This is a genomic window from Nocardia wallacei (genome assembly GCF_014466955.1).
Classification (GTDB): Bacteria; Actinomycetota; Actinomycetes; order Mycobacteriales; family Mycobacteriaceae; genus Nocardia; species Nocardia wallacei.
In genome coordinates this window covers 4,793,252-4,820,244 of sequence record NZ_AP023396.1, presented here as the reverse complement: position 1 = coordinate 4,820,244, position 26,993 = coordinate 4,793,252, and the positions used below count along the sequence as shown (strand labels likewise).

Here is a 26,993-nt window from a genome sequence, read left to right as displayed (position 1 = left end):
CATGGAATGAGACGAAGTACCCGCCGCAGGCCGTTGAGTGCCGCGGTACTCGTGGGAGTTTCGCTGCTCGCAATGGGCTTCGGGGGTGTCGACGCCGGCGCCGATCCCGGCTCGGCGTCCAGCGAGCAGCAGTTGGCCGATGTGATCGGGCGGGGTTTGAAGGATCCGGCCGCGCATCCGATCGCTGATACGGGCAGTGCGGGCAGTTCGGGGTCGGCGTGCACGTCCGGTAGTGGGGCGGGGTCGGGTAATGGTTCGGGTGACTGTTATGGGGGTTCGGGGTCGAGTTCGGGCTCGTCGGGTGGGCATTCGTCGGACACGGTGGGGTTCGGTCCGGCGTCGACGGCGTTTCTGGCGGCGTTCGGTTACGGGTTGCTGAATCCGAATGTGGCGCCGCCGGGGAGCAATGATTGGAATTGCAAGCCGACCGCGGAGCATCCCGAGCCGGTGGTGTTGATCCATGGGACGTGGGAGAACGCGTACAACAACTTCGCGTTCGTGTCGCAGCCGATTCATGATGCGGGTCATTGCGTGTTCACGTTCAATTATGGTCAGTCGAATCTGGTGGAGGGGGGTGGTCTGGGGTCGGTGTTGCCGGGTGCGAACGGGACGGGGTTGATTCAGGATTCGGCGAAGCAGATCGCGGTGTTCGTGGATCGGGTGTTGACGGCGACGGGTGCGCAGAAGGTGAACATCGTCGGTCATTCGCAGGGTGGGGCGGTGTCGCGGCAGTATCTGAAGTTCGAGGGTGGTGCGTCGAAGGTGCATCATCTGCTGACTTTCGGTGCGACGAATCATGGTACGACGTTGCTGGGTATCGGGGCGTTGGGGCGGGCGATCAACAATTTCGGTATCGATGTGCTGGGTCTGGTGGAGATCTTCGTGGGTCATTCGGGGATTCAGCAGACGGTGGGCTCGGATTTCATCAACACGCTGAATGCGGGTGGTGACACGGTGCCGGGTGTGGATTACACGGTGGTCGGTACGCGTTATGACGAGATCACGACGCCGTATGATTCGACGTTCTTGACGGCGGGGCCGGGTGCGACGGTTCGTAATATCACCCTGCAGGACGGGTGTGAGCAGGATCTGTCCGATCATCTGACGTTGATGTATTCCCCGCGGGCGTTGTCGATCATTCTCAACACCCTCGATCCGTCACAGCCGCTGCAGTGCACCTTCAACCCGTGGTTGCTCGGCGGGGGCGGCAAGCTCTGACGACCATGTGACCGGTGCCCGGCGGGACGCGAATTCCCTGATACCCCAACGCGTCCCGCCGGGCACTACCCCGCCGTCACGTCCGCGCGGGATGGGCTCGCCGGCCCACTCCGTTATCCCGTGCGCGACGGTCACGGACGGCGGCAACCGGCCCGCCGGGCGGTGCACCCAACCCACACCGCCCGGCGGGCACCGGCCTGTCCCGGCCGCGGAACCATCAGAACAGGAGAAACACCGATGATCCGGAAACTACTGCGGGGCAGCGTGATTCCCGCTGTCGCCGTCGCGGTCGGCGCCCTGCTGGGGGCGGCGCCGGCCGCGGCGGAGGCCCCGGACGGGTCGGCGGTCACCGGATCGTGGCCGGTCGACGGGCGCACCGTGCAACTGCGGGTGCACTCGGCGGCGATGAACACCGACATCATGGTGAACGTGCAGCGCCCGGCCGACGCCGAAGCGCCCGCGCCGGTGCTGTATCTGCTCAACGGCGGTGGGGGCGGCCAGGATACGGCCACCTGGCAGCGCAACACCGACGTGCTGAAATTCCTCGCGGACAAACAGACCTACGTGGTGCAGCCGGTCGGCGGCAAGTGGAGCTACTACACCGACTGGCGCGCGCCGGACCCGAAACTCGGTGTGTACAAATGGAAGACGTTCCTCACCGAGGAACTGCCGCCGCTGATCGACGCCGAGTTCGCCACCACCGGCGCGAACGCGGTGGCGGGCCTGTCCACCTCGGGCACCTCGGTGTTGCAGCTGCCGATCGCCAAGCCGGGCCTGTACCGGGCGGTGGCCGCCTACAGTGGCTGCGCCCAGATCAGCGACCCGATCGGCCGCCAGTTCGTGAAGCTGTCGGTGGAGACCTGGGGCGGCGGCGACACGGTCAACATGTACGGCCCGGACAACGACCCGATGTGGGCGGAGAACGATCCGTACCTGCACGCCGAGGGCCTGCGCGGGCTGCAGCTGTTCATCTCCAGCGGCACCGGCGTCCCCGGGCTGTACGACGTCTACAACGGCAGCCACATGCAGCCCGGTCCGCGCGGCTACGTGAATCAGCTGCTCATCGGCGGGGTCATCGAGGCCGCGGTCGACTACTGCACGCACAATCTGCAGACCAGGCTCGGGCAGCTCGCGATCCCCGCGACCTTCGACTTCGAACCCACCGGCACGCACTCCTGGGGGTACTGGCAGGATGCGCTGAAGCGGTCGTGGCCCGTGCTGGCCTCGGGGCTCGGCGTGCCCGCCTGACCCGGCGCCTGCCAGGTCCCGCGGCGGAATCGTCGTAGACTTCCGTCGTACAGCCGAGCCGGCGCCGCCCAGGGCAGGCGCCGGGGAATGTCGAACGTCGGCGTTTCGAACGAGAGCGACAAGGCGGTCGGAGCGGTGCAGATGAGCCGAGCAGCGGGCCACGAGACAACAGCGGACAGCGTTACGGGCGAGCACGTCCCCCGGGACGGTGGGCGCCCGGCGATCGGCGGCGCGCGGTGACGGCGCTCGAGACCGACACCGTGCCCGAGACCGAGGTCCGGCGGCCCGCCCTGGACAAGTTCGGCTTCTCCGAATTCCGGCGGACCGCCGTCATCGGGACCGTGCTCGGTGCGGCGGTGACCCGTCGGGTCGTGCGCGGTGGACTGCGCCGCCCGAAGCGGCGGCGTGCCATGGCCGACGGCGTGGTCGACGGGTTCGAGACGCTCGGCCCGATGTTCGTCAAACTCGGGCAGCTGATCGCCTCGTCACCCGCGTCGTTCCCGCGGGAGCTGACCGACGCGTGCCTGCGCTGTCTCGACGACGTGCCGCCGTTCCCCGCGGTCGACGCGCGGGCCATCATCGAAGCCGACCTGGGGCGGCCCGTCGCCGAACTGTTCCGGGAATTCGACGATGTGCCGCTGTCGGCGGCGTCGGTCGCGCAGGTGCACGGCTGCGTGCTCGCCGACGGTCGGCCCGCCGTGGTGAAGGTGCAGCGGCCCGATATCGCGCGGCGCATGATCGTCGACCTGCGCGCGGCGTACCGGCTGGCGGGCATGATGCAGAAGCGCTCGGAGAACGCCCGCATCGCCAACGCCGAGGGCGTGGTGCGCGATCTGTACGAGACCACCGTCGCCGAGCTGGACTTCCGCAACGAGGCCGACAACCAGACCCGCGCCCGCGCCCACCTGCGCGCCTTCGGCGACAACGCGAATGTCGTTGTGCCCGAGGTGTACTGGGACTACTGCGGACCTCGTGTGCTGTGCATGGAACGCATGCGCGGTATGCCGCTGGACCGTTTCGACGACATCCGCGCGGTGCATCCCGATCCGGAACTGCTGATCCGCCGCCTGGTGAAGGCGTGGGTGGAAAGTGTTGTGGTGCACGGGCTCTTCCACGGCGACGTGCACGCGGGCAACCTGTGGCTGCTCGAGGACGGCCGGGCGGCCATGCTCGACTTCGGCATCGTCGGCAAGATGACCCCGCAGTGGCGGGAGTTCGTGGGCGCGCTGTTCCACGCCAGCGCCATCGACGGCGACTTCCGACCGGTCGCGCGGGCGCTGCGGGAGCTGGATCTGGTCGACGGCGATGCCGGCGACGACGCCACCATCGGGCGGCAGCTGGCGACCGCGCTGGCGCCGGTGCTGTCGGGCAAGCTGGCTCAGCTGGACATGGGCAAGGTCGCCGCCCGCATGGTGGAATTCGGCAAGCGCCGCGGGGCCTCCGGTCCCGAGCAGCTCATGCTGATGGGCAAGCAGCTCGGATATTTCGAACGGTACGCGGTGGCGCTGGCGCCCGGCTGGCGCCTGGGGCAGGATCTCTACCTGTTCCGCAACATCTTTCCCGAGGAGGTGGCCGCCAAGGCCGCCGAGCAGGGGATCGACCTGCCGGACTGAGCGGCTGTCCGTATCACTCCACGAATTCGCGGTCGCCGTAACGGATCTCGGCCGGGTTCCAGGTGGCGCCGAGCCCGGTGACGAAGCGCTGGACCAGCGGAAGGTCGGCGAGGTCGGCGATCAGGATGAGGGTGTTGTCCTCGGTGACCGAGCCGCCGGCGAGACGATCGCGAGCCTGTGGATCGGAGACCAGGGCATCGTGGAAGCGGGTGACGTCGATGCCGGGTACCTCGACGGTGAAGGCGTCGCGGGCGGGGGAGTCGGCGGGCAACGGCTCGAAGGTCAGCACCGACTCCTGGCGGAACTGCGTGCGCACCCGCTCCGCGACACGCCGCAGGTCGGGCCCGGCCAGGCAGGCCAGGTGGAAGGCGCGCGACCGCTCATAGGTGGCCCGCTGCTGTGTGTCGGACCAGAACACGCCGCTGACCAGTGTCGAGCCGACCGGCAGGACGAGCTGCTGCAACGCGATGCCGTCGACCTGGAGCTCGAAAACCTCCAGCCGGTCGCGCAACCGCGCATCGCCCGGGTCGGTGATGGTGGCCGTGTTGTCGGTGGCGAACAGCTCCGCCTCGGGCCGCAGCGGATCACCCGCCACACAGTCGGCAGGCCCCGCGTGCGCGGGTGCCGCAACCGGCCCCACGCCAAGCGAAACCGCCAGTGCCGCGAGAACTCCCATAATCCGCGTGCCACTCATACGCCCTCCTCGTTCGCCCCGCGGTGTTTCGATCCGGGCCCAGCCCGCTCTCGGCTTCGTAGCGCTGGCCTCGCCGCGTCGTCCCGGTCTTCGGCTATCCTCCCGTGCTCCCGTGCTCCCGTGCTCCCGTGCTCCCGTGCTCCCGTGCTCCCGTGCTCCCGTGCTCCCGTGCTCCCGAAAACCGCTGTGCGTCGCGGTCATCCCGCCCTGCTCTTCCGGTGTGCTCCGCCTTGCTGTTCCGGGGCGCTCCGCCTTGCTGTCCCGGGGTGCTCCACCGCCATTTCGGCGTGCTGGCCCAGTCGTCCCGATGTGCCGTTGCTGTTTCCGGCACGCTCTCGGCCGGGACTTTGCGCGCCGGGTGGATTGTATGGCGGGGCCGCGACTTCCGGATCGCAACATCCCGGCGGGCGGGACGTGTCGGGCAATCCCCGAGCCGCGGCCGCGGCGGAATATGCTCGGTCGGAGTCGGAGATCCGCCTGGGGACCATCGAAAGGGGCGTACCGCATGACCGATCCCGAACTGACCGAGCTGCGAACCCGCGCGGCCGGCGGGGACAGTGACGCGATCGCCGAGTTGATCGAGGCGGCCGCCGCGCGCGAGGATCTGGCCGAACTGCGCACCTGGGCCGATCGCGGCTACCCCGACGCCGCAGACCACCTGGTCGAGCTCGCGAGCGAGCGCGACGACGTGGACGAGCTACGGCACCTGGCCGACCGAGGCAGCCGTGACGCCGTCGACGCGCTGATCGAACTGGCCGTCGAACGCGGCGACATGAGCGAACTACGCCGCTGGGCCGAGCAGGGCAATTCCGACGCCGTCGACGAACTGGTCCAGCTGGCCGCCGAACAGCACGACCTCATCGAACTGCGCCGCCTCGCCGCGGGCGGCAACCGCGACGCCGCCGACGCTCTCGCCGAACTCACCACCGAGTAGACGACGCCGCCGGAGGTCGCGAATTCACCCTTGAACCCGACGTTACGTCAGGTTCTAGCGTGGAAACCGCACACCGACAGGAGGCGGCCATGGACGAGCGAATGTGGCGGATCGGCGACCTGGCCCGGGAAACCGGCGTGACCGTCCGAGCGCTCCATCACTACGACCGGCTCGGCCTGCTCCCGCCGTCGTCGCGAACCTCGGGCGGGCATCGCTGCTACGCCGAGGCCGACGTCCGGCGGCTGCACCGCATTGTCGCCTTGCGCGACTTCGGTTTTCCGCTCGAGTAGATCGCGGACTTGCTCGCGGCCGAACCCGACTCCGATCTCATCCACATGAATCAGCCACTCACACAAGAAGAATTCGACCGCATGCGGCAACGTCGATCACAGGCTCCGGCCGATGATGACCTTCATGATCTCGTTGGTGCCGCCGTAGATCTTCTGGATGCGGGCGTCGGTGAAGGCGCGGGAGATGGGGTATTCGGCCATGTAGCCGTAGCCGCCGAACAGTTGCAGGCATTCGTCGGCGACGCGGCACTGTTGCTCGGTGAGCCACCACTTCGCCTTCGCGGCGGTGGGGACGTCCAGTTCGCCACGCAGATGCTTGGCGATGCAGTCGTCGGTGAACGCCCAGGCCACGCTTTTGATGGTGTCGCATTCGGCCAGCACGAACTGGGTGTTCTGGAACTTGAAGATCGGCTTGCCGAAGGCCTCGCGCTCCTTGGTGTAGGCGATCGTCAGCTCCACCGACTTCTCGATGGCGCCCGCCGCCGCGACGGCGAGGATCAGCCGCTCCTGCGGCAACTGCTGCATGAGCTGGATGAAACCGAGCCCCTCGGCGGTGCCGAGCAGGTTCGTCTTCGGCACCCGCACGTCATCGAAGAACAGCTCGCAGGTGTCCTGCCCGTGCTGGCCCACCTTCTCCAGGTTGCGCCCGCGCCGGAAGCCGTCGCGAGTGGTCTCCACCGCGATGAGCGAAACGCTCTCCGCCCCTTTGCCTTCACCGGTCTTGGCGGCGACGATCACCAGATCGGCGAGCAGGCCGTTGGAGATGAAGGTCTTGGCCCCGTTGATGACGTAGTCGTCGCCGTCCACGGCCGCCCGGGTGCGGATGTTCTGCAGATCCGATCCCGTGCCGGGTTCGGTCATGGCGATCGCCCCGACGATCTCCCCGCTCGCCATCTTCGGCAGCCAGGCCCGCTTCTGCTCCTCGGTACCGTAGGAGTTGATGTAGTGCGCGACGATCGTGGAGTGCACCGGGTTGCCGAGGCTGGGCGCCAGCGCCCGGGTCTGCTCGATCGCCACCACCGCCTCGTGCGCGAAAGTGCCGCCGCCCCCGCCGTATTCCTCCGGGATGCTCAGGCACAGCAGCCCGACGTCACCGGCCTTGTTCCAGACCTCGCGGTCCACGTGGTGCTGGCGGCCCCACCGGTCCTCGTTGGGCGCGCACTCCTTCTCGAAGAACTGGCGCGCCAGTTCGGCCAGCGCGTCCAGATCCTCGTCCATCCAGGGTGAACGGTGCAAAGGCACGGCGGAACTCCTCTGTTCGAATGCGTGCCTCCGATGCTGGCGGTGCCGTGACCGAGCGCCAATGACCGCACCGCTCGTTTCCTTGACCGGACCGCTCGAGTCGCGGCATCGCGGGTGTGGCGGATGCTCAGCGCTGGTAGGAGCCGGGCGGGCTGCCGGTCCAGCGCCGGAACGCGCGGGAGAACGCGCTCGGTTCGGAGAACCCGAGCCGTCGCGACAGCGCGGCCACCGTCTCCTCGCCGCGGACCAGGCTCGCGACGGCGGCGTCGCGCAGGATCTGCTCGCGGATCTCGCGGGCCGAGGTGTGTTCCTCGCGCAGCTTGCGGCGCAGCGTCGACGGGCTCATCGCCAGCTGCGCGGCGACCTCGTCGAGGGTCGGCCACGCGCCGGTGCGGCCGCGTTCGAGGATATGGCGCACCTGAGCGCTGAGCGACAGCGAATAGTGGCGGCGGCCGATCACGGCCGACGGGGCGTCACGCAGGAAGGCCAGCAGGTCGTCCTCGTCGCGCACCAGCGGGGCGGTCAGCTGTGCGGTGTCGAACACCAGTGCCGGGGCGGGCGCCGAGAACACCACGGGCGCACCGAATATCAGGTCGTAGTCGTCGAGACCCGAAGGGGGATAGGGGACTTCGACGCGGCGCAGCAGGATCCGGCCGCCGGCCGCCCAGCCCAGGAAGCGGTGGGTCACGGTCAGCATGGTGTCGATGATCAGGCCGACCGGGTTGCGCACCGCGCCGATGTCGAAGGCCAGGCGGGCAACCTCGCCCTCGACGGTCAGCGTCAGCGGCGGAAAGCCGGGCAGCGACTTCTGGAAGCCGACGAACCGCCGGATCGCCGCACCCACGTCGGTGGCCCCGATCAACGCGAAACACACCAGCCGGAAGGTGCCGCGCGGCATGGGATGCAGTCCGAGACCGAACAATTCGTCATCGGTGGCGCGCCACAGCCGCTGCACCATCCGCACCGTCTGGTCGACCGTGACGCGGGACCGGCCCTCGGCCAGCAGTTCCGGCGAGATTCCGGCCGCGCCGAGCATGTCGGCCACGTCCCATCCGCGTGCCTGCGCGAGTTCGACCATGGCCAGCACCCGCGCGATGGGCAGCGTGTATCCGGCGTCGGTCGAGGTCACCCGCAGACCGTAGCAACCGCGCGGAGCCGCTAACCGCCGAAGACCTGCTCCACGGAGGTGGCGTCGACGGCGCGGTCGAGCCAGGTGTGGAGCAGTTCCACGTCGTCGCAGGCGGTGATGCGCTCGCGGGCCGCCTCGGGCACCGGGACGCCGCGCCGCGCCAGGATCCGTAGAATGCTGCCCGCGATACCCTCGACGCGTCCCTCGACGCGCCCTTCGGCACGCAGCAACTGCGAAGACTCCGAGCGGAAGAACGACAGGTCGGTCATCAACTGCCTCCAGATCCGGGCGGCCGGGGTGCGGCCCAGGCCGAGTTCGGTGAGTTCGGCGAGAATGGCGCGGTCGGTCTCGTCGCCGATCTCTTTCAAGGCGGTGGCCAGTGCTGTCAGTATGTCACCGATGCGCGGGTGTTTGGCGTGCGCGATAGCGGCGAGCGAGGCCAGGGGGATGTCTTCGGCCGCCGATGCGGTGTCGATCAACACGGGGAGATTGTCGGGGCCCAGCACCAGTGGGCGGATGGTGAGACTGGGCCAGAGCGGCAGCCCGATGGTCGGCGGCGAGGCGGCCCAGAGTGCGGTCACCTTGTCGTGGCAGACCACCAGGAGAATCACGGGCAGGCGGTATTTGCTGTGCGCGTGGGCGACGTAGTAGGCCCAGGCGGCGGGTTTGTCCGGATCGTCCTGACTCTGCGCCTCGACCAGCAGCAGGAACGCGCCCTCGGCCGTGCCGATTCGTAACAGGCTGTCGACACGGCGCTCGAGCGGCGCGATCTCGGTGAGGTCGGTCGGCATCAGATCGACCGAAACCGGGTCGGGGAACGGCAGATCCAAGGCGCGGAAGGCGCGGGCGAAAACCCCCGGGTCATGACGGAAGATCCGGTGCATCGCCTCGTGGCGGGAGCTGACCATGCCGACGAGAATAGCTCGAGATTCGAAAATATGTTCGAACTGAGCGATGGTTCTTCGCCGGGGCTTCGTGCCTAGCGTCCGGCGAGGTCGGCGACGACCGGAGCGAACCTCTCGGCGAAGTCGGCACCGAAGACGAAGTAGGAGAAGCCGATCTCCTCGTGGCGGCGCTGGATCTCCTCGGCCGCGGCGGCCGGGTCGTCCGGCAGCGCGGTCACCGCGTCGGCCGCGTGCAGGGCGGCGGTGTCGGTGTCGGGTGGCGCCATGTGCGGCGCGACGGCGTCGCCGATGACCGGCACGGCGAGCGCGAGTTCGATGTCCTCGCGGTGGCGGAAGTCGCGCGCCAGCCGCTCGACTTCGCCGCGCGGCTGATCTCCCAGCACGAAGGTGACCGTGTCGGCGACCTCGGCCGCCAGCGCCCGGGCCTTCGGGCCGATCACGGCCATCGCCACGGGCGTGTGGCGGTCCGGGCCGTCGAACTCCCGCAGTCGGGTGACGGTGTCCCGGATCTGGGCCAGCCGCTCGCTCGGTGGTGGCACGCCGGGCACGCCCTTCTCGCGCAGCTCGTCCTCGATGCCCGGTCTGCCGGTGCCGATGCCCATCTCGAAGCGGCCGTCGGTGAGCAGCGACAGCGAGTGCGCCTCCCACGCCGTCAGCCAGGCCGGGCGGAACGGGGAGGCGTACACCCAGGTGCCCACGCGCAGGTCGGTCAGTGCCGCGGCGGTGGCCAGCAACGGTCCGGGCGCCGGTTGGGTGAGCGGGAAGTCGGGCACCAGCAGCGTCGAGTAACCGCTGTCGGCGATGCGCCGCACCCGATCGCGCCATGTCGGCAGGTCGCTCATGAGCGGGGCGACGACCCCGAATCGAATCGGTCTCGGCATGATGGAGTCCTTCCTGTGCGGTGTATTCAGAGACGACGCCGGTATCCCGAACTCATCGGAGCCTCGGCGTGTCACCTTCCGGGCGGGTACCGTAAGGCCGGTTCGCTGGAGTTGCCCGATCCCTGTGGGGCGCGAGGAAGGACGGAAGTCGTGAAGCGTGGCGTACTGAAGGTCGTGGCAGCGCCGATCCTGCCGATTCTGGTGTTCTTCGTGCCGACCGGCCCGGCGTCCGCTGACCCGTTGTATTTCGAGCCCGCCCAGGTCAACGGGTCGACGCCGGGGTGCTCGGGCAAGGTCACCGCCGAGGTGTCCGCCAGTCGGGGGCAGCAGGCGGGCGAGTTCGCCAACTTCATCGACAGCTCGGCCAGGGTGACGGTGAACTTCACCCCCGACCCCAACCCGCTGGGCTCGCTGTCCGGATCGCCGGGCGGCAACTGCGAAATCTCCACCACCGTCACGATGCGGAACCTGGACACCGGCGCGAACCTGACCGAGACGCGCAACACCCAGTACGACGGCCACTACGGTTGGCACGCCGCGTTTTTCACCCTCGACGGCTCCGGCCGAGTCGCTGTCCAGGTGAGCACGAACCCCAACCCGGCGGAGCTGATCATCGACGTGCCCGCCCCGGCCTGACCGGGTGCCCTTGCGGCACACCGGATTCGACCAGAATCGAGGCGAGCAGCTCGCGTGAGCGGGCGAGATGCGAAGCGAGCGTGTCCATTCGGTCGATCTCCGAGCGCAGGATCGCCACGACTTCGTCGCAGGGCTCGACACGCGGGGTGCTGTCGCGGGTGCACGGCAATACCCGGCCGATGACCTCGGTGGTCAAACCTGCCGCCAGCAAGGCGCGGATTCGCAACACCGTTTCCGCGGCGGAATCGTCGAAGCTGCGGTAGCCGTTGCCTTGTCGCGTCGTGGTCAGCAACCCCTGCTGCTCGTAGTGGCGCAGTGCGCGGGTGCTGGTTCCGGTCCGCCGCGCGAGTTCACCGATCCGCATATCGTTCACCTTGACCTTGACGCTGGTGTCAATGTTTACGGTAGCCCGCATGCGGATCGGAATCTTCACCGGCGTCACCGACGAGAGCATCGGACCCGGCGAACTAGCTGTACTGACCTGAGAGGTTCGCAACGCGGCTGGCTGGCGGGTGGCCTGCGAGTGCGGTGTGGCCGCGGTGGTGATTGTAGGTGTGTAGCCAGGTCGTGAAGGCTGTGCATCGTTCGGAGTCGCTGCGGTAGAGCCGGGCGTAGGCCCATTCGTCAGCCAGGGTGCGATGGAACCGCTCAACCTTGCCATTGGTTTGAGGGCAGTAGGGACGAGTGCGTTTATGAACGACCGGCCCGAGGGCCTCGGCGAAGGTGCGGGATCGATAGCAGGATCCGTTGTCAGTCAACACTTTTCGGATCCTGATGCCGTTGACGGCGAACCATGCGGCAGCGCGGGTCCAGAATGCGGCAGCGGTGTCTTTGCGTTCATCGGCCAGGATCTCGCTGTAGGCCAGCCGGGAATGATCATCGAGCGCGGTATGCAGATAGTGGTAGCCGTGGCGGGGGTTGCCGTAGCCGTTGCGTTCGGCGGTGGGTTTGTGGGCCTGCCAGTTTCGCCGCCCCACGCTGCGACCGAGTTTGCGATGGCCGCCGCCGTCGGGGATCTTGCCGAGTTTCTTGACATCGACATGGATCAGATCACCAGGGCGGTCGTGTTCGTAGCGGCGCACCGGTGTGCTGGTAGCGCGGTCGAGCCAACTCAACCTGCTCAGCCGGTAGCGTCGCAGAACCCGGTGCACTGTCGAGGGATTCAATCCGAGCAGGTAGGCGATGCGGGCCGGCCCCCACCGGCGCAGGACCCGGACCTTGATGATGCGGCGTTCGGTGCGGGTCGGGGTCCGCGCCGGGCTGCGATGCGGGCAGCTGGATCGATCGGCCATCGCGGTCGCGCCGTCGACCCGGTAGCGGTCTGCCCACCGTTTGGCGGTGGTGTGGCAGACCTGGAATCTTTCCGCGGCCCGCCGCAACGGCCAGCCGTCCTCGACGACACAACGAGCAAGACGTAACCGGCCCAACTCCGAGAGCGGGGCATTACGGTGGGACACGAAGACCTCCGGCAGTGAATGAGTTCCTAGACAGCTCTCACTTCACTCGGAGGTCTTCGCCATGTCAGCTCGCCACGCCGTCACCAACGTCCGTGGTCAGTACAACTAGCCCAGGCAGTGGAGGATCGCGGCTTCGAGTCGCTGTTCGTGGCCGAGCACACGCACATCCCGGTGACGGTCACCACGCCGTATCCCGGCGGCGACGAGATCCCGCGGGACTACTACCGCAATCTCGACCCGTTCGTCTCGCTGGCGTTCGCCGCCGCGCGGACCCGGCGATTGCGGGTCGGCACCGCGGTCACGCTGGTGGTGCAGCGCGACCCGATCATTCTCGCCAAGGAGGTGGCGAGTCTGGACGCCGCGTCGGGCGGCCGGTTCGAACTCGGCGTCGGTGTCGGTTGGCTGCGGGAGGAAATGCGCAACCATGGCACCGATCCCCGCACGCGCGTCGCGTTGCAGCGCGAGCGGCTGCTGGCGATGACCGCGATCTGGACCGAGCAGCAGGCCGAATTCCATGGCGAATTCGTGGATTTCGATCCGCTGTACTCCTGGCCGAAACCGGTCCAGCGGCCGCGCCCACCGGTGTGGCTGGGCGGCTGGGGCCCGTCCACCCACGAACGCATCCTCGATCACGCCGACGGCTGGCTGGCACCGGTCGGCATCCCCCTCGAGGAACTGGCGAAGGGAATCGCCGAGCTGCGTCGTCTGGCCGAGGACCGCGGCCGGACACCGGTACCGGTCATCGCGACGGTCTTCGACCCGCGACCGGGCGAACTGAACCGCCTGGCGGATTTGGGCATTCACCGCACCCTGCTCGGCATCGTCCCGGTCCTGCCCCGCGACGCGACTCTCCGCGAACTCGACCGATTCTCCGAGATCACCCGCGACATCTGATTGCCGCCGGGCAGCCCGGCCGAGGGTTCGGATACGGCATTCATCAGCGCTCGGGCAGGCGGCTGGCCCGGGTCGGGCTGCGAATCGCTCTGCCCGCGTTGATATTCGGGTTCCCGGGTTTGCGGCTCGCAGGCGATATCGTGATGCGCCCGGATTCGCTGGGGTCCTCGGGGTGCGGCGGCTTCCGGTCAGCTGGTAGCGGAGCGATGGTCGGGTATTTCCTCGAACAGGCTCGAAAAGCCTTGGTGGCCGTGGCCTTCGGCGATGCGGTGATCCATCAGGTGCTTGACCTCGCGCATGCGGGCGGCTTCCACGCCGACCGATTCGCGATGGCTGATCAGGTCGTCCATCAGTGCCGCTTGGACATGCAGGGGGCCGAGGTCCGGCGGGTAGTCGCCGTCGCGGACCGCTCGGCCGATCGCGGTGAGCAAGGCGGGGTAGGCGGCCACCGACCCCGCGACGCGTTCGGCGAACTCCGCGACGTCGAATCCCTCGGCCCGCACCAGCCTGAGCGTGTGCAGGAAACCGAGGAGCAACTCGTAGCCCACCGCGACCTGGGCCATGAATTCCACTGCGGCCGCGCCGGAGTCGGCACCGTGGTAGGTGATGGTGCCCAGCGTCCGCAACATCGGCTCGTAGGTCTCGAAGGCGCTGCGGGATCCGCTGAAGGGCAACAGGATATCCGGTGTGCCCACGTACGGGGGATCACCCATGAGCTTGCCGTCGAGGTATTCGGCGCCGCGCTCGTTCGCCCAGCGTTCGTTGGCCCGCGCCTGGGCCGGAGCGCCACTGGTGACATTCACCAGCACCTTGCCCGCGATCGCGGCATCGACCGATTTCAGTACCTCGTCGACCGCGGTGCTGTCGAGCAGGCAGACCACGACGAGCCGGCTCGCGGCCACCGCTTCGGCCGCGGTCGCGGCGGCCGTGGCGCCGGCGTCGACCAGTGGCGCGGTCTTACTCGCGGTCCGGTTCCACACCGTCGTGCGATATCCGCGGTCGACGAACACACCGGCGATCGCGGATCCCATGGCGCCGAGTCCCAGCACGGTCACGGTGGTTGCCGGGTCGGTGCCGCCTTCGATGGTGCTCATGATGCTCCTCGTCGTTCGAGCTGAAGGTCCCGGTGAACGACGCTAAGAGCTGAACCGGACTCGAGGTCCAGTGTGGCCTGCATCACGACATGACGACTACCTTCCGCGGTCGATGACCGGTTCGGTGATTCTGCAGGGCATGCGCGCAACTACGTGCGCGGAGAGGTCACCGGGGCGAAGCGCTGATCGGTGAGTGTGCGGAGCTTGCGCAGGAAGTGGCGGAAGGTCGCGTTCATCAACGGCGCGAACAGGCGGAGGGAGACCGAGGTCGGGCGGTCTCCCGACATGGCCATGGTCCAGGTGAGGCGGCAGCCGGTGGGTGTGGGGACGATGCGGTAGTCCTCGGCGAAGGCCCGGATGCCCTTCGTGGAGCACTCGTTGAAGCGAAAAGCCAAGTGGCTGTGTGGCTCCCACGCGAGGAACTCCTCATTGCCGACGATCCCGGCCCGCATCCGCACCGTGCGCGTGGTGCCGATGCCACGCGGCTCCGGGCTGGTCCAGGTGACATCGGTGATCACCGTGGCCCACCTGGGCCAGGCCGAGGCGTCGGCGAGTACCTCGAACACCTGCTCGGGGGTGACGTTCAGCTCGACGCTGTTGGAGTAGCGGTGCGGTGCGGTGTCGGCGAAGCTCGCATCGACGCGCTCGCACGGGTGCAGGGTGGACATTCGGGCCTCTCTCGGTGAAAGTGCTTGCGGCAGTGGCGTTTCGGCCGACACAGGGTCAGGAAAGGAACCGCCGCCCCAGCCGGGTACCGAACCCGTACCGCACCACTGCCTCGAGGCTGCGCTGCGTCTTCTCCGAGTACGGGTACCAGACGCTTTCCTTCTTGGTCTGCCACCGGTCGATCAGCACCGGCTGGGGGTGGGTGAATCCGCGCAGCGCGCCGGTGCCGTTGACCTGGCCCACTCCGCTTTCCTTCCGTCCGCCGAACGGCGCCTCGGCGACTCCGTAGATGACCGACGCGTCGTTGTGCACAACCGATCCGGTGACCAGCCGCGACGCGATACGCCTCGCCTTGGCGGCGTCCTTGGTGAACACCGAACCGCTCAAGCCGTAGCGGCTGTCGTTGGCGAGCCGGATCGCCTCGTCCTCGTCGCGCACGCGGGTGATCGCCACCACCGGCCCGAAGGTCTCCTCGGTCATGAGCCGCATCTCGTGCGTGGCGCCGACGACGACCGTGGGCTGGAAGTACAACCCGTTGCCCGCGGCGGGCGAACCGCCGACGGCGATGTCGGCGCCCTTGGCCTTCGCGTCCTCGATATGCCTGGTGACCACGTCGAGCTGGCGATCCCAGAACAGCGGTCCCATATCGGCCGCGCCCGGACCGTAGGTGACGGCGGCCGCCTGCTCGGTCACCAGCCGGACGAATTCGTCGGCGACGGAATCGACCACATAGATCCGCTCGACGCTCATGCACACCTGCCCGGTGTTGAACATCGACAGATACACCGCGCCCGCCGCCGCGCGTTCGAGGTCGGCGTCGGCGCAGACGATCATGGCGTCCTTGCCGCCGAGTTCGAGGGTGTAGGGCAGCAGTCGCTGCGCGCACGACGCGGCGATCTTGCGCCCGGTGCCGACGCTGCCGGTGAAGCACACCTTGTCGATCTCCGCGTCGACCAGCGCGGCGCCGGTCTCACCGTCACCGTGCAGCACCTGCACGACATCGTTGGGTACCCCCGCCTCGCGCAGGATCCGCACCACCCACTCGCCCGAGCGGGGTGTGACCTCCGACGGCTTGAGGACCACCGAGTTTCCCGCCAGCAACGCCTGCACGACGGGATTGAGCGAGAGGATGAACGGCCCGTTCCACGGGGTGATCACGCCGATCACGCCCAGCGGCTGGTAGTCGATGTAGAGCTTCTTCAGCGGCAGCAGATAGCCGTGCAGCCGCTGCCGGTGCGGGCGCAGATCGCGGCGGGCGCGCGCACTCCAGTGGTTGAGGAAATCGCACCCGGCGACGATCTCCATGGTGAGCGCCTCGACGCGCGGCTTACCGGTCTCGGCGTGCACCGTATCGATGATCTCCTCGCGGCGCGCCACCAGCACCTCGACCGCGGAACGCAGGACGGCGGCGCGCTCGGCGACGCCGCGCGCGGCCCAACCCGGCTGCGCGGCACGGGCTTTCGCGACGACGGCCGCCACCTCGGCGGCATCGGCGACCTCGATCTCATCGATCGGCCGCCGATCCACCGGGCTGTCCAGAGCCAGGCGGCGGCGACCCTCGGCGGTCCCCGGAATCGAGCGAACGATGGCCATGGGAATTCTCCTCGACTAGGGCCGGACGCGGCGAAGCCTTGTCCGTACACTTGTCCAGACGCTAGCTCATGAACCGACACGGGGGCAATCCCCGTTCGGGTCCGCCTGCTCCAGCCCCGCGGACAGCATCGCGTCGAACCGCTTGCTCAGCTTCTTCGCCGAGCGGGCGTCGAGGACGTCGGCGGCGTACTCGAGGAAGCCGAACAGGGCTCGGGCACGGCCGTTCTCGTCCTTCTCCTCGGTGAGGATGAGCGAGATGTCCCAGTCCGCGGGGGCCGCCGGTTCGGCCAGTGGCTCCCAGGACGCGTCGAGGCCGGCGCCGCGCAGGTCGGAGGCGGGGATGTTCTGGAACGCCAGCCGGATGCGCAGGTGGTCGCGCAGACCGAGGGATTCGGTGACGAATTCGAAGGGCGCGTCCTGATTGTCCATGGCGCGCAGACTGATTCGGCGGACGCGTCGGAGCAGGCGGGCGAAATCGGGCGCATCGCCGGTGCGGGTGCGCAGCACGAGGAAGTTCGTGAAACGCCCGACCATCTCCTCCATCCCGACCTCGGTCCGCCCGGCCGTCGGCACGCAGATCGCGATGTCCTCGCCGTACCCGATCTCTCCGAGCGCCAGGGTGAAGGCCGTGTGCGCCAGCATGAATACACTGACGTCGTGCGCGGCGGCACTGTCGGCCAATTCGCGATAGCGGTCCGGATCGAGATGGAACGACAGCCGGTGGGCGACCGGCGGAGGCGTCCCGGCCGGGCGGGACGGCCGCGGCACCGGCGGCAGCCCGGCCAGCGTCTCGCGCCAGAACGCCAGCTGGGCGGCGATCGGAGACCGTCCGTCCGCGCCCTCGACCAGACGGTGCTGCCAGATGGCGTGCTCGCCGTACTGCATCGGCAGCGGTTGCCACGCCGGCGCGGCGCCACCGCATCGCGCCCGCAGCGCCGTACCCAGATCGCGCACCAGCGGCGCCAGCGACCAGCCGTCGGCGGCGATGTGGTGCAGTACCACCAGCAGCAGGTCGCCGCGCCGGTCCGGAAACAGCCGCGCCCGCAACGGCACCTGCGTGCGCAGATCGAACGGTTGCTCCGCGCAGGCGGCGACCTGCTTCGCGCCCCCGGCGACCGTCTCGAAATCGAGAGCCTCGGCCAGGACGACCTGGCGCCCGGGGAAGACGGTCCGCAGGATCTCGTGCCGCCCGACGAGGTCGGCGAGAGCCCGCGCCACCACCGCGGGCGGCATCGAGCCCGCGAGCCGCAGCGGCAGCACGTAGGCGCGGCCGGGACCCTGCCCCGCACGCTCGAACTCGTTCAGCTCGAGCAACCGCCGCTGCGGAAACGACAGCGGCACAACGGCGGTGCGGATACTGTCGGTCCGGGCGGGCAGTGTCCGGGGCCGCGCGGACACCGCGGCGACGGCCGCGACGGTGCGGTGCTCGAAGATGTCCTGCACCCGCACCTCCTCGCCCAGTTCCCGCAGCATGCGGGCGCGCAATCGGACGGCGCTCAGCGAGTCGCCGCCCATCCGGAAGAAATCGTCATCGATGCCGATCTCGGTCAGGCCGAGCACCTCGCGGAAGATCGCGGCGACGGTGCGTTCGCGGTCGGTCCGCGGCGGCCTGCCCGTCGAGCGCGATTCGAAGTCGGGCCCCGGCAGTGCCTGGACGTCGAGCTTGCCGTTCGCCGTCAGCGGCCAGTCGTCGACGGCAGTGACCGCCGCGGGCACCATATGGCTCGGAAGCTGTTCGCGCAGTTCTCGTTCGAGATTGGTGACTGCTGCGGGATCGAGGCCGCGGACATACGCGAGCAGCTGCCCGTCCCGGACGATCGCCTTCGCGTCGGCGGCGCCGCACCGCCGCAGCACCGCCTCGACCTCGCCCGGTTCGATCCGGAACCCGCGCAGTTGCACCTGCTCGTCGCCGCGCCGCAGGTACTCCAGCCCGGTGCGTGCCCGCCGCACGATGTCGCCGGATCGGTACATGCGCGTGCCCGGCGGACCGTACGGATCGGCGACGAACCGGGCGGCGGTGAGCCCGGGCCGCCCGAGGTAGCCGCGCGCCACCTGGGCGCCCGCCACGTACACCTCGCCGGTGGCCCACACCGGCACCGGCCGCAGCCGACCGTCGAGGACGCGGGCGCCGACGCCGGGGAGGCCGTCGCCGATGCCGCTGCCCAGCGTCGCTTCCGTCGCCGCGTCGCGGTCCAGCGGCCGAAAGGTCACGTGCACAGTGGTTTCGGTGATGCCGTACATGTTCACCAGCCGCGGCGTGTGGTCGCCGTGCCGGTCGAACCATGCCGCGAGCCGGGATGTGGTCAGCGCCTCGCCGCCGAAGACGACGTACCGCAGCGCCAGCGGGCGATCGGGTGGCGCCGCGCGGTCGGCCGCATCGAGCAGCTCGAATGCCGTCGGCGTCTGACTCAGAACCGTGATCTGCTCCCGAAACAGCAAGTCGCGGAACAGATCCGGTGACCGGGACGTCGCGTGATCGACGACGACCGCCGTTCCGCCCGAGACCAGCGCGCCCCACAGCTCCCACACGGCGAAATCGAAGGCGAAGGAATGGAACACCGTCCACACGTCGGACGCACGGAAGTCGAAGCACGACAAGCCCTTCGTCAACAGGTGCACGATGTTGCCGTGCGTTATCGCGACACCTTTCGGCGCGCCCGTGGAGCCGGAGGTGTAGATCACGTACGCGAGGTCCTCGGGCCGCACCCGCATGCCTGGCGTACCGCCGGACTCCGCGGGGCTCGCGACCTGTCCACTCCGATACCGCTTGACCGATTCCGCGGTGGTGGACTCACCTGCCGCCATTCCATTTGCCGCCGTGCCGATGCCGGTCACGGTCGCGGCGGACACGCCCGGACTGGGCGGGGATTCGCCTGCGCTTTCGGTGGTCCCCTGCTTCGACGCGACTCCTGCCGCGGCGGTCGCGGTGCGGTCCGGCATGAACAGCACCGGTGTGTCAGCCGGTAGCTCGACGGCCAATTCCGAACCGATCAGTGCGCAATCGGGCGTCGCGTCGGCCACCAGGGCCGCGAGCCGCCTGGCCGGATAGGAAGGGTCGAGCGGCAGATAAGCCGCGCCCGTACGCAATACCCCGAGCAAGGCGATAGGCACACACACGGAGCGTTCGAGCACAACCGCGACCAACGACCCCGGGCCGATGCCGCGCGCCCGCAGCAGCTGGGCCGTCGTATCCGCCCGGCGCGACAACTCGGCGTAGGTGAGTGCCTGATCCCCGGCGCGCACGGCCACCGCGTCGGGCGAGGCGCGCACCCGAGCATCGACCAGAGCGACCAGCGTATTCGTGGTGCTCGGGCATGCGCCGATCGCACCGTCCACCCCCGGTAGAGCGGTTCCCCGCCCCCGCTGCGGCCACGCTGGACCACACTCAACCGACACGTCCACCCAGCACTCCCCGCGATCAACAGTCCTACCCCGAAACGACCGACCAGCCGTGACAACAAACTGCACGGCCGTCTAGATCAAGACATCGGTAGCGGGTCGGTAGATGTTAGGCGCTTCGCCACTAATCTCGAAAGGTGGGACGCCGAGAAGAAGGGGATGGCCGGTGAACGGAACCGACGAGGCGATGACGGCGTGGCGGGTGCTGCGGCCAGGCCCGGTCGAGGAAGACCCCATGGACCAGGTGCGGATACCCGTCCGTTCCCCAGCGGCGGGCGAGTTACTGGTGCGCGTACTCGCGTGCGGGGTCTGCCGCACAGATCTGCATGTGGCGGAGGGAGATCTGCCGGTGCATCGGTCGGGGGTGGTACCCGGTCACGAGGTTGTCGGCGAGGTGGTGGCGCGTGGCCCCGGGGCAGACGATTGGTTCGCCCTTGGCGATCGAGTCGGCATCGCATGGCTACGGCATACCTGCGGGACGTGCAAGTTCTGCCGCCGCGGCGCGGAGAATCTGTGCCGCGAATCCCGCTACACCGGCTGGGATGCCGACGGCGGATATGCCGAGTTCGCCACTGTTCCCGCCGATTACGCGCATCTCCTGCCGCGCGGGTACGCCGACGCCGAGCTGGCGCCGCTGCTGTGCGCGGGCATCATCGGCTACCGGGCGTTGCAGCGGGCGGCGCTGCCGCCGGGCGGCCGGCTGGGCATCTACGGGTTCGGCGGCAGTGCGCACCTGGCCGCACAGGTCGCGCTGGCCCGCGGTGCCGAGGTGCATGTGATGACCCGCGACGTGAAGGCCCGCGAACTCGCGTTGGAGCTGGGCGCGGTCTCGGCGCAGGGTGCGGCCGATCCGCCGCCGGTGGCGCTGGACGCGGCGATCCTGTTCGCGCCGGTCGGCGACCTGGTGCTACCGGCGATGGCGGCGCTGGATCGAGGCGGTGTGCTGACCGTCGCCGGAATTCATCTGACCGACATCCCGGTCCTGAACTATCAGCGACATCTGTTCCAGGAACGCGAGATCCGTTCGGTCACCGCGAACACCCGGGCAGATGCCCGCGAATTCCTGGCTTTCGCCGCTGAACATCATCTCGACGTCACCGTGCACCCGTATCCGCTGACGGCCGCGGACCGTGCGCTGACCGATCTGGCGCACGGAGAGTTTGCCGGCGCGGCAGTACTTATTCCCTGACACGCCGTAGACACGCCGAGTTCCCTACTCCTAGTTTGCGGTTCGTGTGCGTTCCGCCGGGTTCTGCTGCTTTGCTGGACGGAAGGAGCGCGGGGAATCGGAGGATCGGCGGAAATGCATCGAGTAACACAGCAGCAACACGTCCGTATCGCACGGCCGTGGCTGTGGACGGCACTGGCCGTGGCGGTGGTGGTGGCGGCCCTGTGGGTGACCAGACCCGATCCCACGGCCTGTCACACCGCGCCGCCCGCGGCCGTGCCCGTACCGCCGGTGCGCCCGGCCACGACGCCCGGAACCGTTGTGCCCGTGCCGATCCCGCCCCTGGAGCAGATCGACGCGCCGCAGCCGGGGGAGGCGCGGTACTACACCTTCCGCCCGGGCGTCGCCTGCTCCATTCCGGACCTGCCCGCCGACGGCTTCTATGTCGGGGTGCCGACCGTCGAGTACGCGGGCGGCACGGCCTGCGGCACCCTGGTCCAGATCGACGGGCCGCTCGGTTCGGTGCGCGCGCAGATCGTCGACCGGTGCCCGGGGTGCGCGCCCGGCCACTACGACCTCAGCACCGCCGCCTTCACCCGGATCGCCGACCCGAACGCGGGCGTCGCGCAGATCCGGTTGCGCCGCATCCACAATCCGGTCCCCATCCCCGAACTGTTCTATCGGGTGCAGGACGGCTCCTCGGAACACTGGCTCGGCCTGCTGGTCGCCAACACCGGAAATCCGTTGACCCGGGTGGAGATTCGGCCGGAGTCGGGCGCTGCGGGCCGAGCGCTGATTCGCGGGGCGGACAACTACTGGTCGACCTCCGGTGCGGGTCCCGGTCCCTTCACCGCCCTGGTGACCGATTCCGAAGGACACCAGGTGCGGATCCCGGGTATCACGGTCACGCCGGGGCAGGTGCGCCACACCGGGATCGGGCTCTACTCCTTCCCTGGATCGGCACCGGCCACCACCGCGCCCGCCCCCGCTCCACCGGCCACCACACCCGCGGCCGTCTGCGCGTGAGCTCGGCTCGCTGCCCGGCGGTAACGGAACATCGCCCGGGAGTGAGTAGGTGAGGATCACGGGGGTCAGCCGGCGCGGCAGCGGATTTCGCCGCCGATCGGCTGTGACGTCAGCGTCGCTCGATCCGGCCCGACGGAGGCTCGACGGCCCCGTGCGTCCGCAGATAGCACTCCAGGGCGTCGAGGTCCGTCGGGCCGACCGCTGCCAGGCTGCCCTCGGTGAACACGGTGAAGCCGTCACCGCCCGCGGCGAGGAAGTTGTTGGTCGAGACGGGATATGCCGCAACGGGATCGAGTGGTCGCCCGCCGATGCGGACGGTCTCGGGGAGCACCTTGCGCCCGGTCGGGGCGGCTTCGGAGTACGCGTAGCTGATCCCGGCCACCGACAGTACACCGGCCTTGCCCGAGCCGTCCCACTGCTGCTCGAGCAGCCGGATGAGCTGCTGACCGGTCAGCACCACCGTGACCACCTGATTGCCGAACGGCTGCACGGTGTAGGCGTCCTCGTAGGTGATGGCGCCGTCGGACAGGTCCGCGCGCACGCCACCGGCGTTCATGAACGCGGCGACGGCTCGGTCCGGCGCCATGGCGGCGAGCATGGCGTCGGCGATCAGGTCGCCCAGCGGCGAGTCGCCGCCCGGTGCGGGTTCGTTCGGCAGGGGAGCGGTCGCGGTCCCGATCACGCGGTCGGCGCGCGGTTCGGCTTGGGCGGCATAGAAATCCACGGTCCGCCCGGTCGCCGGATCCGGTGGCACATCCCGGGTGACGACGCGATTGACCGCGCGCGCATCGACGGTGCCGTCGTGGAAACGCAGCGCGACGTCGGTGATCAGTCGTCCGTAGGACGCGGCCTGAGTAACCACCTTGCCCGCGATGGTGCAGTTGTACGCCTGGTGGCTGTGCGCGGTCAGGATCACCCGGACCGCGGGGTCGGTGCGCTCGGCCAGGGCGGTGACGTTCGGGGTGATGTCGGCGCACCCGTTGTAGTCGGGCGGCGCGCCGTGCGTGCGCTGTGATCCGCCGTCGTGCATGAGCGCCACCACGGTTTCCGCGCCCGCGGCCCGCAACTGTGGGACGTATCTGTTGACGGCGTCGGCCTCGTCACCGAAGGCGTAGCCGCGGATCCCTTCGGGCATGACGATATTCACCGTCTCCGGGGTGACGGTGCCGATCACGCCGATCTGGTGGCCGCCCACCTCGAGCATCGTCCAGGGACGCAGGCCGGGCGGGGGCTGCCCGTTGTCGTCGGTGACATTGGCGGCCAGATAGGGGAATCGGGCACCGGTGAACGGCTCGCCCGGCACGCAGCCGTCCCAGGCGCAGCCGCCCTGCTGCAGGCGCGCCAGTTCCCGCACGCCGTCGTCGAATTCGTGATTGCCGACCGCGGAGGCCGCGGTGCCGACGGAATTGAGGAAGCCGATGGTCGGCTCGTCGTGGAACAGCGCCGACACCAGCGGGCTGGCGCCGATATTGTCCCCGGTGGCGAGCACCGCGCTGTCCGGGTAGGCCGACTTCAGCCTGGCCAGGTGGGTCGCCAGGTAGGCGGCGCCGCCGGCGGGGTAGTCGGCGATGTGCCCGTTGCCGCCGGTCGGGGGTTGCAGATTGCCGTGCAGGTCGTTGAGGCCGAACAGGTGGACCTCGCCGGGCTGTGGTTTCGGCAGTTCGTCGGTCGACACCAGCGGTACAGCACCGGGTTTCGGCGCGGGTGGTGGCGCGGATCGGTCGCCGGGGTCACCGCATCCGGCCGACGCGAGTACCACGAGGGCGGCCGCCAGCACCCCACCGATTCGATGACGAGCCTTCATAGGAAACGACTTTCGCAGAAGCCGCTGGCGTGTGCGCGACGAGCAGATGAATTCTGGTCGGGACCGATGCCGCGCTACTCGCCGATCAGTTGTGACACCGTCACGAAGCGGTACCCGCGGGCGCGCAGTCCGTCGACGATGGGGGTGACGGCGGCGAGCGAATCGGGCTGATACATGGCGTGTAGGAGAATGATCGAGCCGGGTCGCACCGCGTCGAGGGTGTCGCGGACGATTCGTCCGGTGTCGGAGTCGTCGCGGGCGTCCGGTTCGACATCCCACATCACGGTCGTGCGATCGTGATCCGACAGGTACTTCGGCAGCGCGAACAGTTTCTTCCCGTACGGCGGGCGGAAGGTGACGGGGCCGCGGTATCCGGTCCGCTCGATCTCGGCATCGGTCCGCTCGACCTCCGCGCGCACGGTCCCCGGGCCGACCAGGACGAACCGCCGATGACTGTAGCTGTGGTTGCCGATCTCGTGCCCCGCCGCGGCGATGGCGGCGCCCTCGCCGGGCCGGGCCGCGAGCTCCCGGCCGACCAGGTAGAAGGTGGCCGGAACCGACAGCGCGCCCAACGTCGCCAGGATCTCCTTCGTACGCTCGGTCGGCCCGTCGTCGAAGGTCAGCGCGACGATCTTGTCCGCCGTATCGACCCGGTGCACCAGCCGCCCCGCCACCTGATAGGTGCGCGAGTTCATCAGCACATAGAGTCCGACACAGCCCACCGCCACGACCACCAGACCGAGCGCCACGGCGATGAGCAACCTGCGTTTCATCCGGTGCAAGTTAGCACGGGCGGAAACCGCGCGGGCGGTGCTCGCCCGGTGAAATCACCAGTGCAGGCCCGGGATCCGATTCGCGAGGGCGGCGGCGGGGCCGGGCAGGCTCATCAGTGGCAGGATGATCGGCGCCAAGGGCAGTAACGGGCCGCCGGCGGGTGCGGTGACGGCAGTCCTCGAGACGCGGGTGGGCGTCGAATCGCCGAGCATCCGGAACCCGCGGTGCAGGATCGCCTTCTTGAGCGAGGGCAGCACCGTGTCGACCAATTGCGCGAAGGTGCCGATCGGGGTGTCGATGCGGGCCGGGCGCTGCTCCAGGGCGCGGACGACGATCGCGGCCGCCTGGTCGGGGCTGTGGACCGGCAGGGAGCGGTACAGCTCGGTGGGCGCGATCATCGGCGTGCGCACCAGCGGCATTCGAATCGAGGTGAAAGTTATTCCGGCGTCGGCGTTTTCGACCGCGGCGACCTCGCTGAAGGTATCCAGCGCCGACTTGCTGGCGACGTAGGCGGCGAACCGCGGCAGCTTGGTCTGCACGGCGATCGAGGAGATGTTCACGAAATGCCCGAAGCGGCGTTCCCGCATCGAGGGCAGCAGGGCCAGGATCAGCCGCACCGCGCCGAAGTAGTTGACCGCCATGGTCCGCTCGAAATCGTGCATGCGGTCGGTCGACTCGAGCACCGAGCGGCGGATGGAACGACCGGCGTTGTTGACGACGTAGTCGACGTGGTCGTGGTCAGCCAGCACCTGCTTGACCAGTAGCTCGACCGCTTTCTCGTCGGTGATGTCGCACGAGTATGCCTGCGCCGCACCGCTTTCCGCGCGCACCGCGGCGGCCGCGGCTTCCAGCTCGTCGAGATTGCGCGCGACCATCAGCACCTTGGCGCCGCGCCGGGCCACAGCGTGCGCGGTGGCCAGGCCGATGCCGGAGGACGCGCCGGTGATGAGCACGTTCCGCCCCCGCAGCTTGTCACCCGTGCGGCGGGCGCGATCGGGATCCAGGTGCGCGCGCCAGTACTCCCACAGTTTCTCGGCGTAGGAGTCGAACGCGGGCACCGGCAGGCCGCGCAGCCGGGCGCGGGTGGAGTCGGCCACGAACTCGGATTCGAACGACACGTGCGGGGCGACCTCGGCGGGAATTCCCCACTGCTGCAACACTAAATCGCGAACCTGGGTGACGCCGGGCACGTGCGCCAGCGCCCGCAGCGCGGACTGGCTGCCCGGTACGGTGCCCAGCCCGGTCGGTGCTCCGGCGGCGCGGGCGAGCGCGGCGTAGACCTCGCCGAACGGCTGCGGGTCCGGGTTGACCAGGTGGAAGGTGCGCCGGAGCAGGCCGGGCCGGGTGATCAGCCGGACCATGGCCGCCGCGACGTAGTCCACCGGGACGATGTTCGTCGCGCCCAGATCGGGGAGCGGGACCGGCAGTGCCGACGGCAGCCCGGCGAGCTGGGCGATGGCCGGGAAGAAGTAGTAGGGACCGTCGATCTTGTCCATCTCGCCGGTGCGCGAATCGCCGACGATGATCGACGGGCGGTACACCCGCCAGCGCAGGCCCTTGGTTTCGCGCACCAGCTTCTCGGCCGCGAACTTGGTGCGGTGGTACGGCGACGGCAGCCGCTGGCCGAGGTCGAAATCGTCCTCGAAGAACTTGCCGCGATGGTCACCGGCCACGGCGACCGACGAGACGTGGTGCAGCACGGCGTCGAGTTCGGTCGCGAGGGTGACGACCGAGCGGGTGCCGGTGACGTTCGCGGCGTAGGCGGCTTCCTCGTCGGCGGTCATATCGTAGACCGCGCCCAGGTGCACGATGTGCTCCACGCGCGGCGGAACATCCTGTAGTCCAAGGTTTTCCGCGGTCAGATCGCCGATCAGCGGGAAGACCCGGTCCTGCGCGCCCCAGCCGTCGGCCAGTTCGGCGAGCTTGGCGACCGAGGCTTCGCGAACGAGCACGTGGACCACCGCGTCGTGATCGTGCTCGAGCAGGCCCTGCACCACGCGCCGTCCCAGGAATCCGGTGCCGCCGGTAATGAGATAGGAGACCATGGTCCCTCCTCTACCTGTCGAAGTTGCCTGTCGAACTCGTTGTCGCGCAACGGATGTGGCCCGATGCGCAGCAGTGTTCGTCCGGCATGCATCGGTGGATGCGGACGCGGAATGATTCAGCCCCACTAGCAGAGGCGGGGGCTGGATAGAAACACCTTCGTGTCTAACTGGTGAGTAACTTTAACGGCGACGGGCAGGTGCTCGCAACCCGGCGGCGCCTCTCGCGGTGTGGGTCTTGTCACCACGTGAGACGCCGTTCGGTATGTGCGTCAACGGATTTGGT

Annotated in this window: 22 protein-coding genes and 1 pseudogene; 9 read left to right on the top strand and 14 right to left on the bottom strand. The window is 69.0% G+C overall.

Annotation, left to right across the window (positions count from 1 at the left end; all coding sequences use genetic code 11):
• Nucleotides 1-6 precede the first annotated feature (6 nt).
• The 3 genes from NWFMUON74_RS21130 (at nucleotide 7) to NWFMUON74_RS21120 (ending at nucleotide 4,079) form a co-directional block, all read left to right on the top strand.
• Entirely contained in the window at nucleotides 7-1,218 is a 1,212-nt protein-coding gene (locus NWFMUON74_RS21130) for an esterase/lipase family protein (protein WP_187683567.1), read from the top strand.
• A 237-nt stretch (nucleotides 1,219-1,455) separates the two neighbouring features.
• Entirely contained in the window at nucleotides 1,456-2,466 is a 1,011-nt protein-coding gene (locus tag NWFMUON74_RS21125) for an alpha/beta hydrolase (RefSeq protein ID WP_187683566.1), read from the top strand.
• A gap of 236 nt (nucleotides 2,467-2,702) precedes the next feature.
• Nucleotides 2,703-4,079 carry an ABC1 kinase family protein gene (locus NWFMUON74_RS21120; RefSeq protein WP_187683565.1) on the top strand — a complete coding sequence of 459 codons (1,377 nt, stop codon included), beginning with the start codon at nucleotides 2,703-2,705 and terminating at the stop codon, nucleotides 4,077-4,079.
• Between the two features lie 13 nt (nucleotides 4,080-4,092).
• On the opposite strand, the gene NWFMUON74_RS21115 is transcribed toward NWFMUON74_RS21120, so the two are convergent.
• Nucleotides 4,093-4,773, bottom strand: a complete 681-nt coding sequence (locus NWFMUON74_RS21115) for a hypothetical protein (RefSeq protein ID WP_187683564.1) — start codon at nucleotides 4,771-4,773, stop codon at nucleotides 4,093-4,095.
• A 505-nt stretch (nucleotides 4,774-5,278) separates the two neighbouring features.
• Between NWFMUON74_RS21115 and NWFMUON74_RS36255 the strand changes: the two genes are divergently transcribed.
• Nucleotides 5,279-5,707, top strand: a complete 429-nt coding sequence (locus tag NWFMUON74_RS36255) for a hypothetical protein (protein WP_232110491.1) — start codon at nucleotides 5,279-5,281, stop codon at nucleotides 5,705-5,707.
• Between the two features lie 89 nt (nucleotides 5,708-5,796).
• Nucleotides 5,797-5,997: a MerR family transcriptional regulator gene (locus tag NWFMUON74_RS21105; RefSeq protein WP_232110490.1), complete on the top strand. Its 201-nt coding sequence runs from the start codon at nucleotides 5,797-5,799 to the stop codon at nucleotides 5,995-5,997.
• Between the two features lie 96 nt (nucleotides 5,998-6,093).
• Here the strand turns inward: NWFMUON74_RS21105 and NWFMUON74_RS21100 are convergent, their stop codons facing one another.
• The 4 genes from NWFMUON74_RS21100 to NWFMUON74_RS21085 form a co-directional block, all read right to left on the bottom strand.
• Nucleotides 6,094-7,239 carry an acyl-CoA dehydrogenase family protein gene (locus NWFMUON74_RS21100; RefSeq protein ID WP_232110489.1) on the bottom strand — a complete coding sequence of 382 codons (1,146 nt, stop codon included), beginning with the start codon at nucleotides 7,237-7,239 and terminating at the stop codon, nucleotides 6,094-6,096.
• A gap of 127 nt (nucleotides 7,240-7,366) precedes the next feature.
• The gene (locus NWFMUON74_RS21095) at nucleotides 7,367-8,368 is read right to left on the bottom strand and encodes an AraC family transcriptional regulator (RefSeq protein ID WP_187683563.1); all 1,002 of its coding nucleotides are present in this window, start codon (nucleotides 8,366-8,368) and stop codon (nucleotides 7,367-7,369) included.
• Nucleotides 8,369-8,397: 29 nt separating this feature from the next.
• On the bottom strand, nucleotides 8,398-9,276 hold the full coding sequence (locus NWFMUON74_RS21090; protein WP_187683562.1) for an RpnC/YadD family protein: 879 nt from the start codon (nucleotides 9,274-9,276) through the stop codon (nucleotides 8,398-8,400).
• A 71-nt stretch (nucleotides 9,277-9,347) separates the two neighbouring features.
• A complete protein-coding gene (locus NWFMUON74_RS21085; protein WP_187683561.1) occupies nucleotides 9,348-10,154 on the bottom strand; it encodes an LLM class flavin-dependent oxidoreductase in 807 nt (268 codons plus the stop codon).
• 150 nt (nucleotides 10,155-10,304) lie between these two features.
• On the opposite strand from NWFMUON74_RS21085, the gene NWFMUON74_RS21080 reads away from it, so the two are divergent.
• A complete protein-coding gene (locus NWFMUON74_RS21080) occupies nucleotides 10,305-10,790 on the top strand; it encodes a hypothetical protein (RefSeq protein WP_187683560.1) in 486 nt (161 codons plus the stop codon).
• On the opposite strand, the gene NWFMUON74_RS21075 is transcribed toward NWFMUON74_RS21080, so the two are convergent.
• Nucleotides 10,765-11,232: a MerR family transcriptional regulator gene (locus tag NWFMUON74_RS21075; RefSeq protein ID WP_232110488.1), complete on the bottom strand. Its 468-nt coding sequence runs from the start codon at nucleotides 11,230-11,232 to the stop codon at nucleotides 10,765-10,767. The genes NWFMUON74_RS21080 and NWFMUON74_RS21075 overlap by 26 nt on opposite strands.
• A 25-nt stretch (nucleotides 11,233-11,257) precedes the next feature.
• Complete coding sequence (locus NWFMUON74_RS21070) at nucleotides 11,258-12,247, bottom strand: IS481 family transposase (RefSeq protein ID WP_187683559.1); 990 nt, start codon at nucleotides 12,245-12,247, stop codon at nucleotides 11,258-11,260.
• Nucleotides 12,248-12,352: 105 nt separating this feature from the next.
• Here NWFMUON74_RS21070 and NWFMUON74_RS21065 point away from each other — a divergent pair.
• Nucleotides 12,353-13,141: pseudogene (locus NWFMUON74_RS21065) on the top strand (LLM class F420-dependent oxidoreductase); the annotation flags it as partial.
• Nucleotides 13,142-13,329: 188 nt separating this feature from the next.
• Here the strand turns inward: NWFMUON74_RS21065 and NWFMUON74_RS21060 are convergent.
• The 4 genes from NWFMUON74_RS21060 to NWFMUON74_RS21045 all read right to left on the bottom strand — a co-directional run bounded on the left by NWFMUON74_RS21060 (nucleotide 13,330) and on the right by NWFMUON74_RS21045 (nucleotide 19,830).
• The gene (locus tag NWFMUON74_RS21060) at nucleotides 13,330-14,235 is read right to left on the bottom strand and encodes an NAD(P)-dependent oxidoreductase (RefSeq protein ID WP_187683557.1); all 906 of its coding nucleotides are present in this window, start codon (nucleotides 14,233-14,235) and stop codon (nucleotides 13,330-13,332) included.
• Nucleotides 14,236-14,384: 149 nt separating this feature from the next.
• Entirely contained in the window at nucleotides 14,385-14,894 is a 510-nt protein-coding gene (locus NWFMUON74_RS21055) for an SRPBCC family protein (RefSeq protein ID WP_187689315.1), read from the bottom strand.
• Nucleotides 14,895-14,958: 64 nt separating this feature from the next.
• Nucleotides 14,959-16,494 (bottom strand): aldehyde dehydrogenase family protein, encoded by a 1,536-nt coding sequence (locus tag NWFMUON74_RS21050; protein WP_187683556.1) that lies wholly within the window; start codon nucleotides 16,492-16,494, stop codon nucleotides 14,959-14,961.
• Between the two features lie 66 nt (nucleotides 16,495-16,560).
• Nucleotides 16,561-19,830, bottom strand: coding sequence for an AMP-binding protein (locus NWFMUON74_RS21045; RefSeq protein ID WP_187683555.1), 3,270 nt, complete (start codon nucleotides 19,828-19,830; stop codon nucleotides 16,561-16,563).
• Nucleotides 19,831-20,080: 250 nt separating this feature from the next.
• Here NWFMUON74_RS21045 and NWFMUON74_RS21040 point away from each other — a divergent pair, with 250 nt between their 5' ends.
• Together NWFMUON74_RS21040 and NWFMUON74_RS21035 are read left to right on the top strand one after the other, a co-directional pair.
• Nucleotides 20,081-21,082 carry a zinc-binding alcohol dehydrogenase family protein gene (locus NWFMUON74_RS21040; protein ID WP_187689314.1) on the top strand — a complete coding sequence of 334 codons (1,002 nt, stop codon included), beginning with the start codon at nucleotides 20,081-20,083 and terminating at the stop codon, nucleotides 21,080-21,082.
• Nucleotides 21,083-21,196: 114 nt separating this feature from the next.
• Nucleotides 21,197-22,087 carry an expansin EXLX1 family cellulose-binding protein gene (locus tag NWFMUON74_RS21035; protein ID WP_187683554.1) on the top strand — a complete coding sequence of 297 codons (891 nt, stop codon included), beginning with the start codon at nucleotides 21,197-21,199 and terminating at the stop codon, nucleotides 22,085-22,087.
• Nucleotides 22,088-22,196: 109 nt separating this feature from the next.
• Here NWFMUON74_RS21035 and NWFMUON74_RS21030 read toward each other — a convergent pair whose 3' ends face one another.
• The 3 genes from NWFMUON74_RS21030 to NWFMUON74_RS21020 all read right to left on the bottom strand — a co-directional run bounded on the left by NWFMUON74_RS21030 (nucleotide 22,197) and on the right by NWFMUON74_RS21020 (nucleotide 26,710).
• Nucleotides 22,197-23,891 (bottom strand): bifunctional metallophosphatase/5'-nucleotidase, encoded by a 1,695-nt coding sequence (locus NWFMUON74_RS21030; RefSeq protein ID WP_232110487.1) that lies wholly within the window; start codon nucleotides 23,889-23,891, stop codon nucleotides 22,197-22,199.
• A 74-nt stretch (nucleotides 23,892-23,965) separates the two neighbouring features.
• Entirely contained in the window at nucleotides 23,966-24,664 is a 699-nt protein-coding gene (locus NWFMUON74_RS21025) for a polysaccharide deacetylase family protein (protein WP_187683553.1), read from the bottom strand.
• A 54-nt stretch (nucleotides 24,665-24,718) separates the two neighbouring features.
• The gene (locus NWFMUON74_RS21020) at nucleotides 24,719-26,710 is read right to left on the bottom strand and encodes an SDR family oxidoreductase (RefSeq protein WP_187683552.1); all 1,992 of its coding nucleotides are present in this window, start codon (nucleotides 26,708-26,710) and stop codon (nucleotides 24,719-24,721) included.
• Nucleotides 26,711-26,993: the final 283 nt, after the last annotated feature.

What these genes read in the sequence shown, in the direction of transcription:
- NWFMUON74_RS21035 (WP_187683554.1), top strand. Translation starts at nt 21,197, where the DNA reads ATGCATCGAGTAACACAGCAGCAACACGTCCGTATCGCACGGCCGTGG.
- NWFMUON74_RS21020 (WP_187683552.1), bottom strand. Translation starts at nt 26,710, where the DNA reads ATGGTCTCCTATCTCATTACCGGCGGCACCGGATTCCTGGGACGGCGC.
- NWFMUON74_RS21040 (WP_187689314.1), top strand. Translation starts at nt 20,081, where the DNA reads ATGACGGCGTGGCGGGTGCTGCGGCCAGGCCCGGTCGAGGAAGACCCC.
- NWFMUON74_RS21060 (WP_187683557.1), bottom strand. Translation starts at nt 14,235, where the DNA reads ATGAGCACCATCGAAGGCGGCACCGACCCGGCAACCACCGTGACCGTG.
- NWFMUON74_RS21090 (WP_187683562.1), bottom strand. Translation starts at nt 9,276, where the DNA reads ATGGTCAGCTCCCGCCACGAGGCGATGCACCGGATCTTCCGTCATGAC.
- NWFMUON74_RS21130 (WP_187683567.1), top strand. Translation starts at nt 7, where the DNA reads ATGAGACGAAGTACCCGCCGCAGGCCGTTGAGTGCCGCGGTACTCGTG.
- NWFMUON74_RS21085 (WP_187683561.1), bottom strand. Translation starts at nt 10,154, where the DNA reads ATGCCGAGACCGATTCGATTCGGGGTCGTCGCCCCGCTCATGAGCGAC.
- NWFMUON74_RS21025 (WP_187683553.1), bottom strand. Translation starts at nt 24,664, where the DNA reads ATGAAACGCAGGTTGCTCATCGCCGTGGCGCTCGGTCTGGTGGTCGTG.
- NWFMUON74_RS21115 (WP_187683564.1), bottom strand. Translation starts at nt 4,773, where the DNA reads ATGAGTGGCACGCGGATTATGGGAGTTCTCGCGGCACTGGCGGTTTCG.
- NWFMUON74_RS21030 (WP_232110487.1), bottom strand. Translation starts at nt 23,891, where the DNA reads ATGAAGGCTCGTCATCGAATCGGTGGGGTGCTGGCGGCCGCCCTCGTG.
- NWFMUON74_RS21050 (WP_187683556.1), bottom strand. Translation starts at nt 16,494, where the DNA reads ATGGCCATCGTTCGCTCGATTCCGGGGACCGCCGAGGGTCGCCGCCGC.
- NWFMUON74_RS36255 (WP_232110491.1), top strand. Translation starts at nt 5,279, where the DNA reads ATGACCGATCCCGAACTGACCGAGCTGCGAACCCGCGCGGCCGGCGGG.
- NWFMUON74_RS21105 (WP_232110490.1), top strand. Translation starts at nt 5,797, where the DNA reads ATGGACGAGCGAATGTGGCGGATCGGCGACCTGGCCCGGGAAACCGGC.
- NWFMUON74_RS21125 (WP_187683566.1), top strand. Translation starts at nt 1,456, where the DNA reads ATGATCCGGAAACTACTGCGGGGCAGCGTGATTCCCGCTGTCGCCGTC.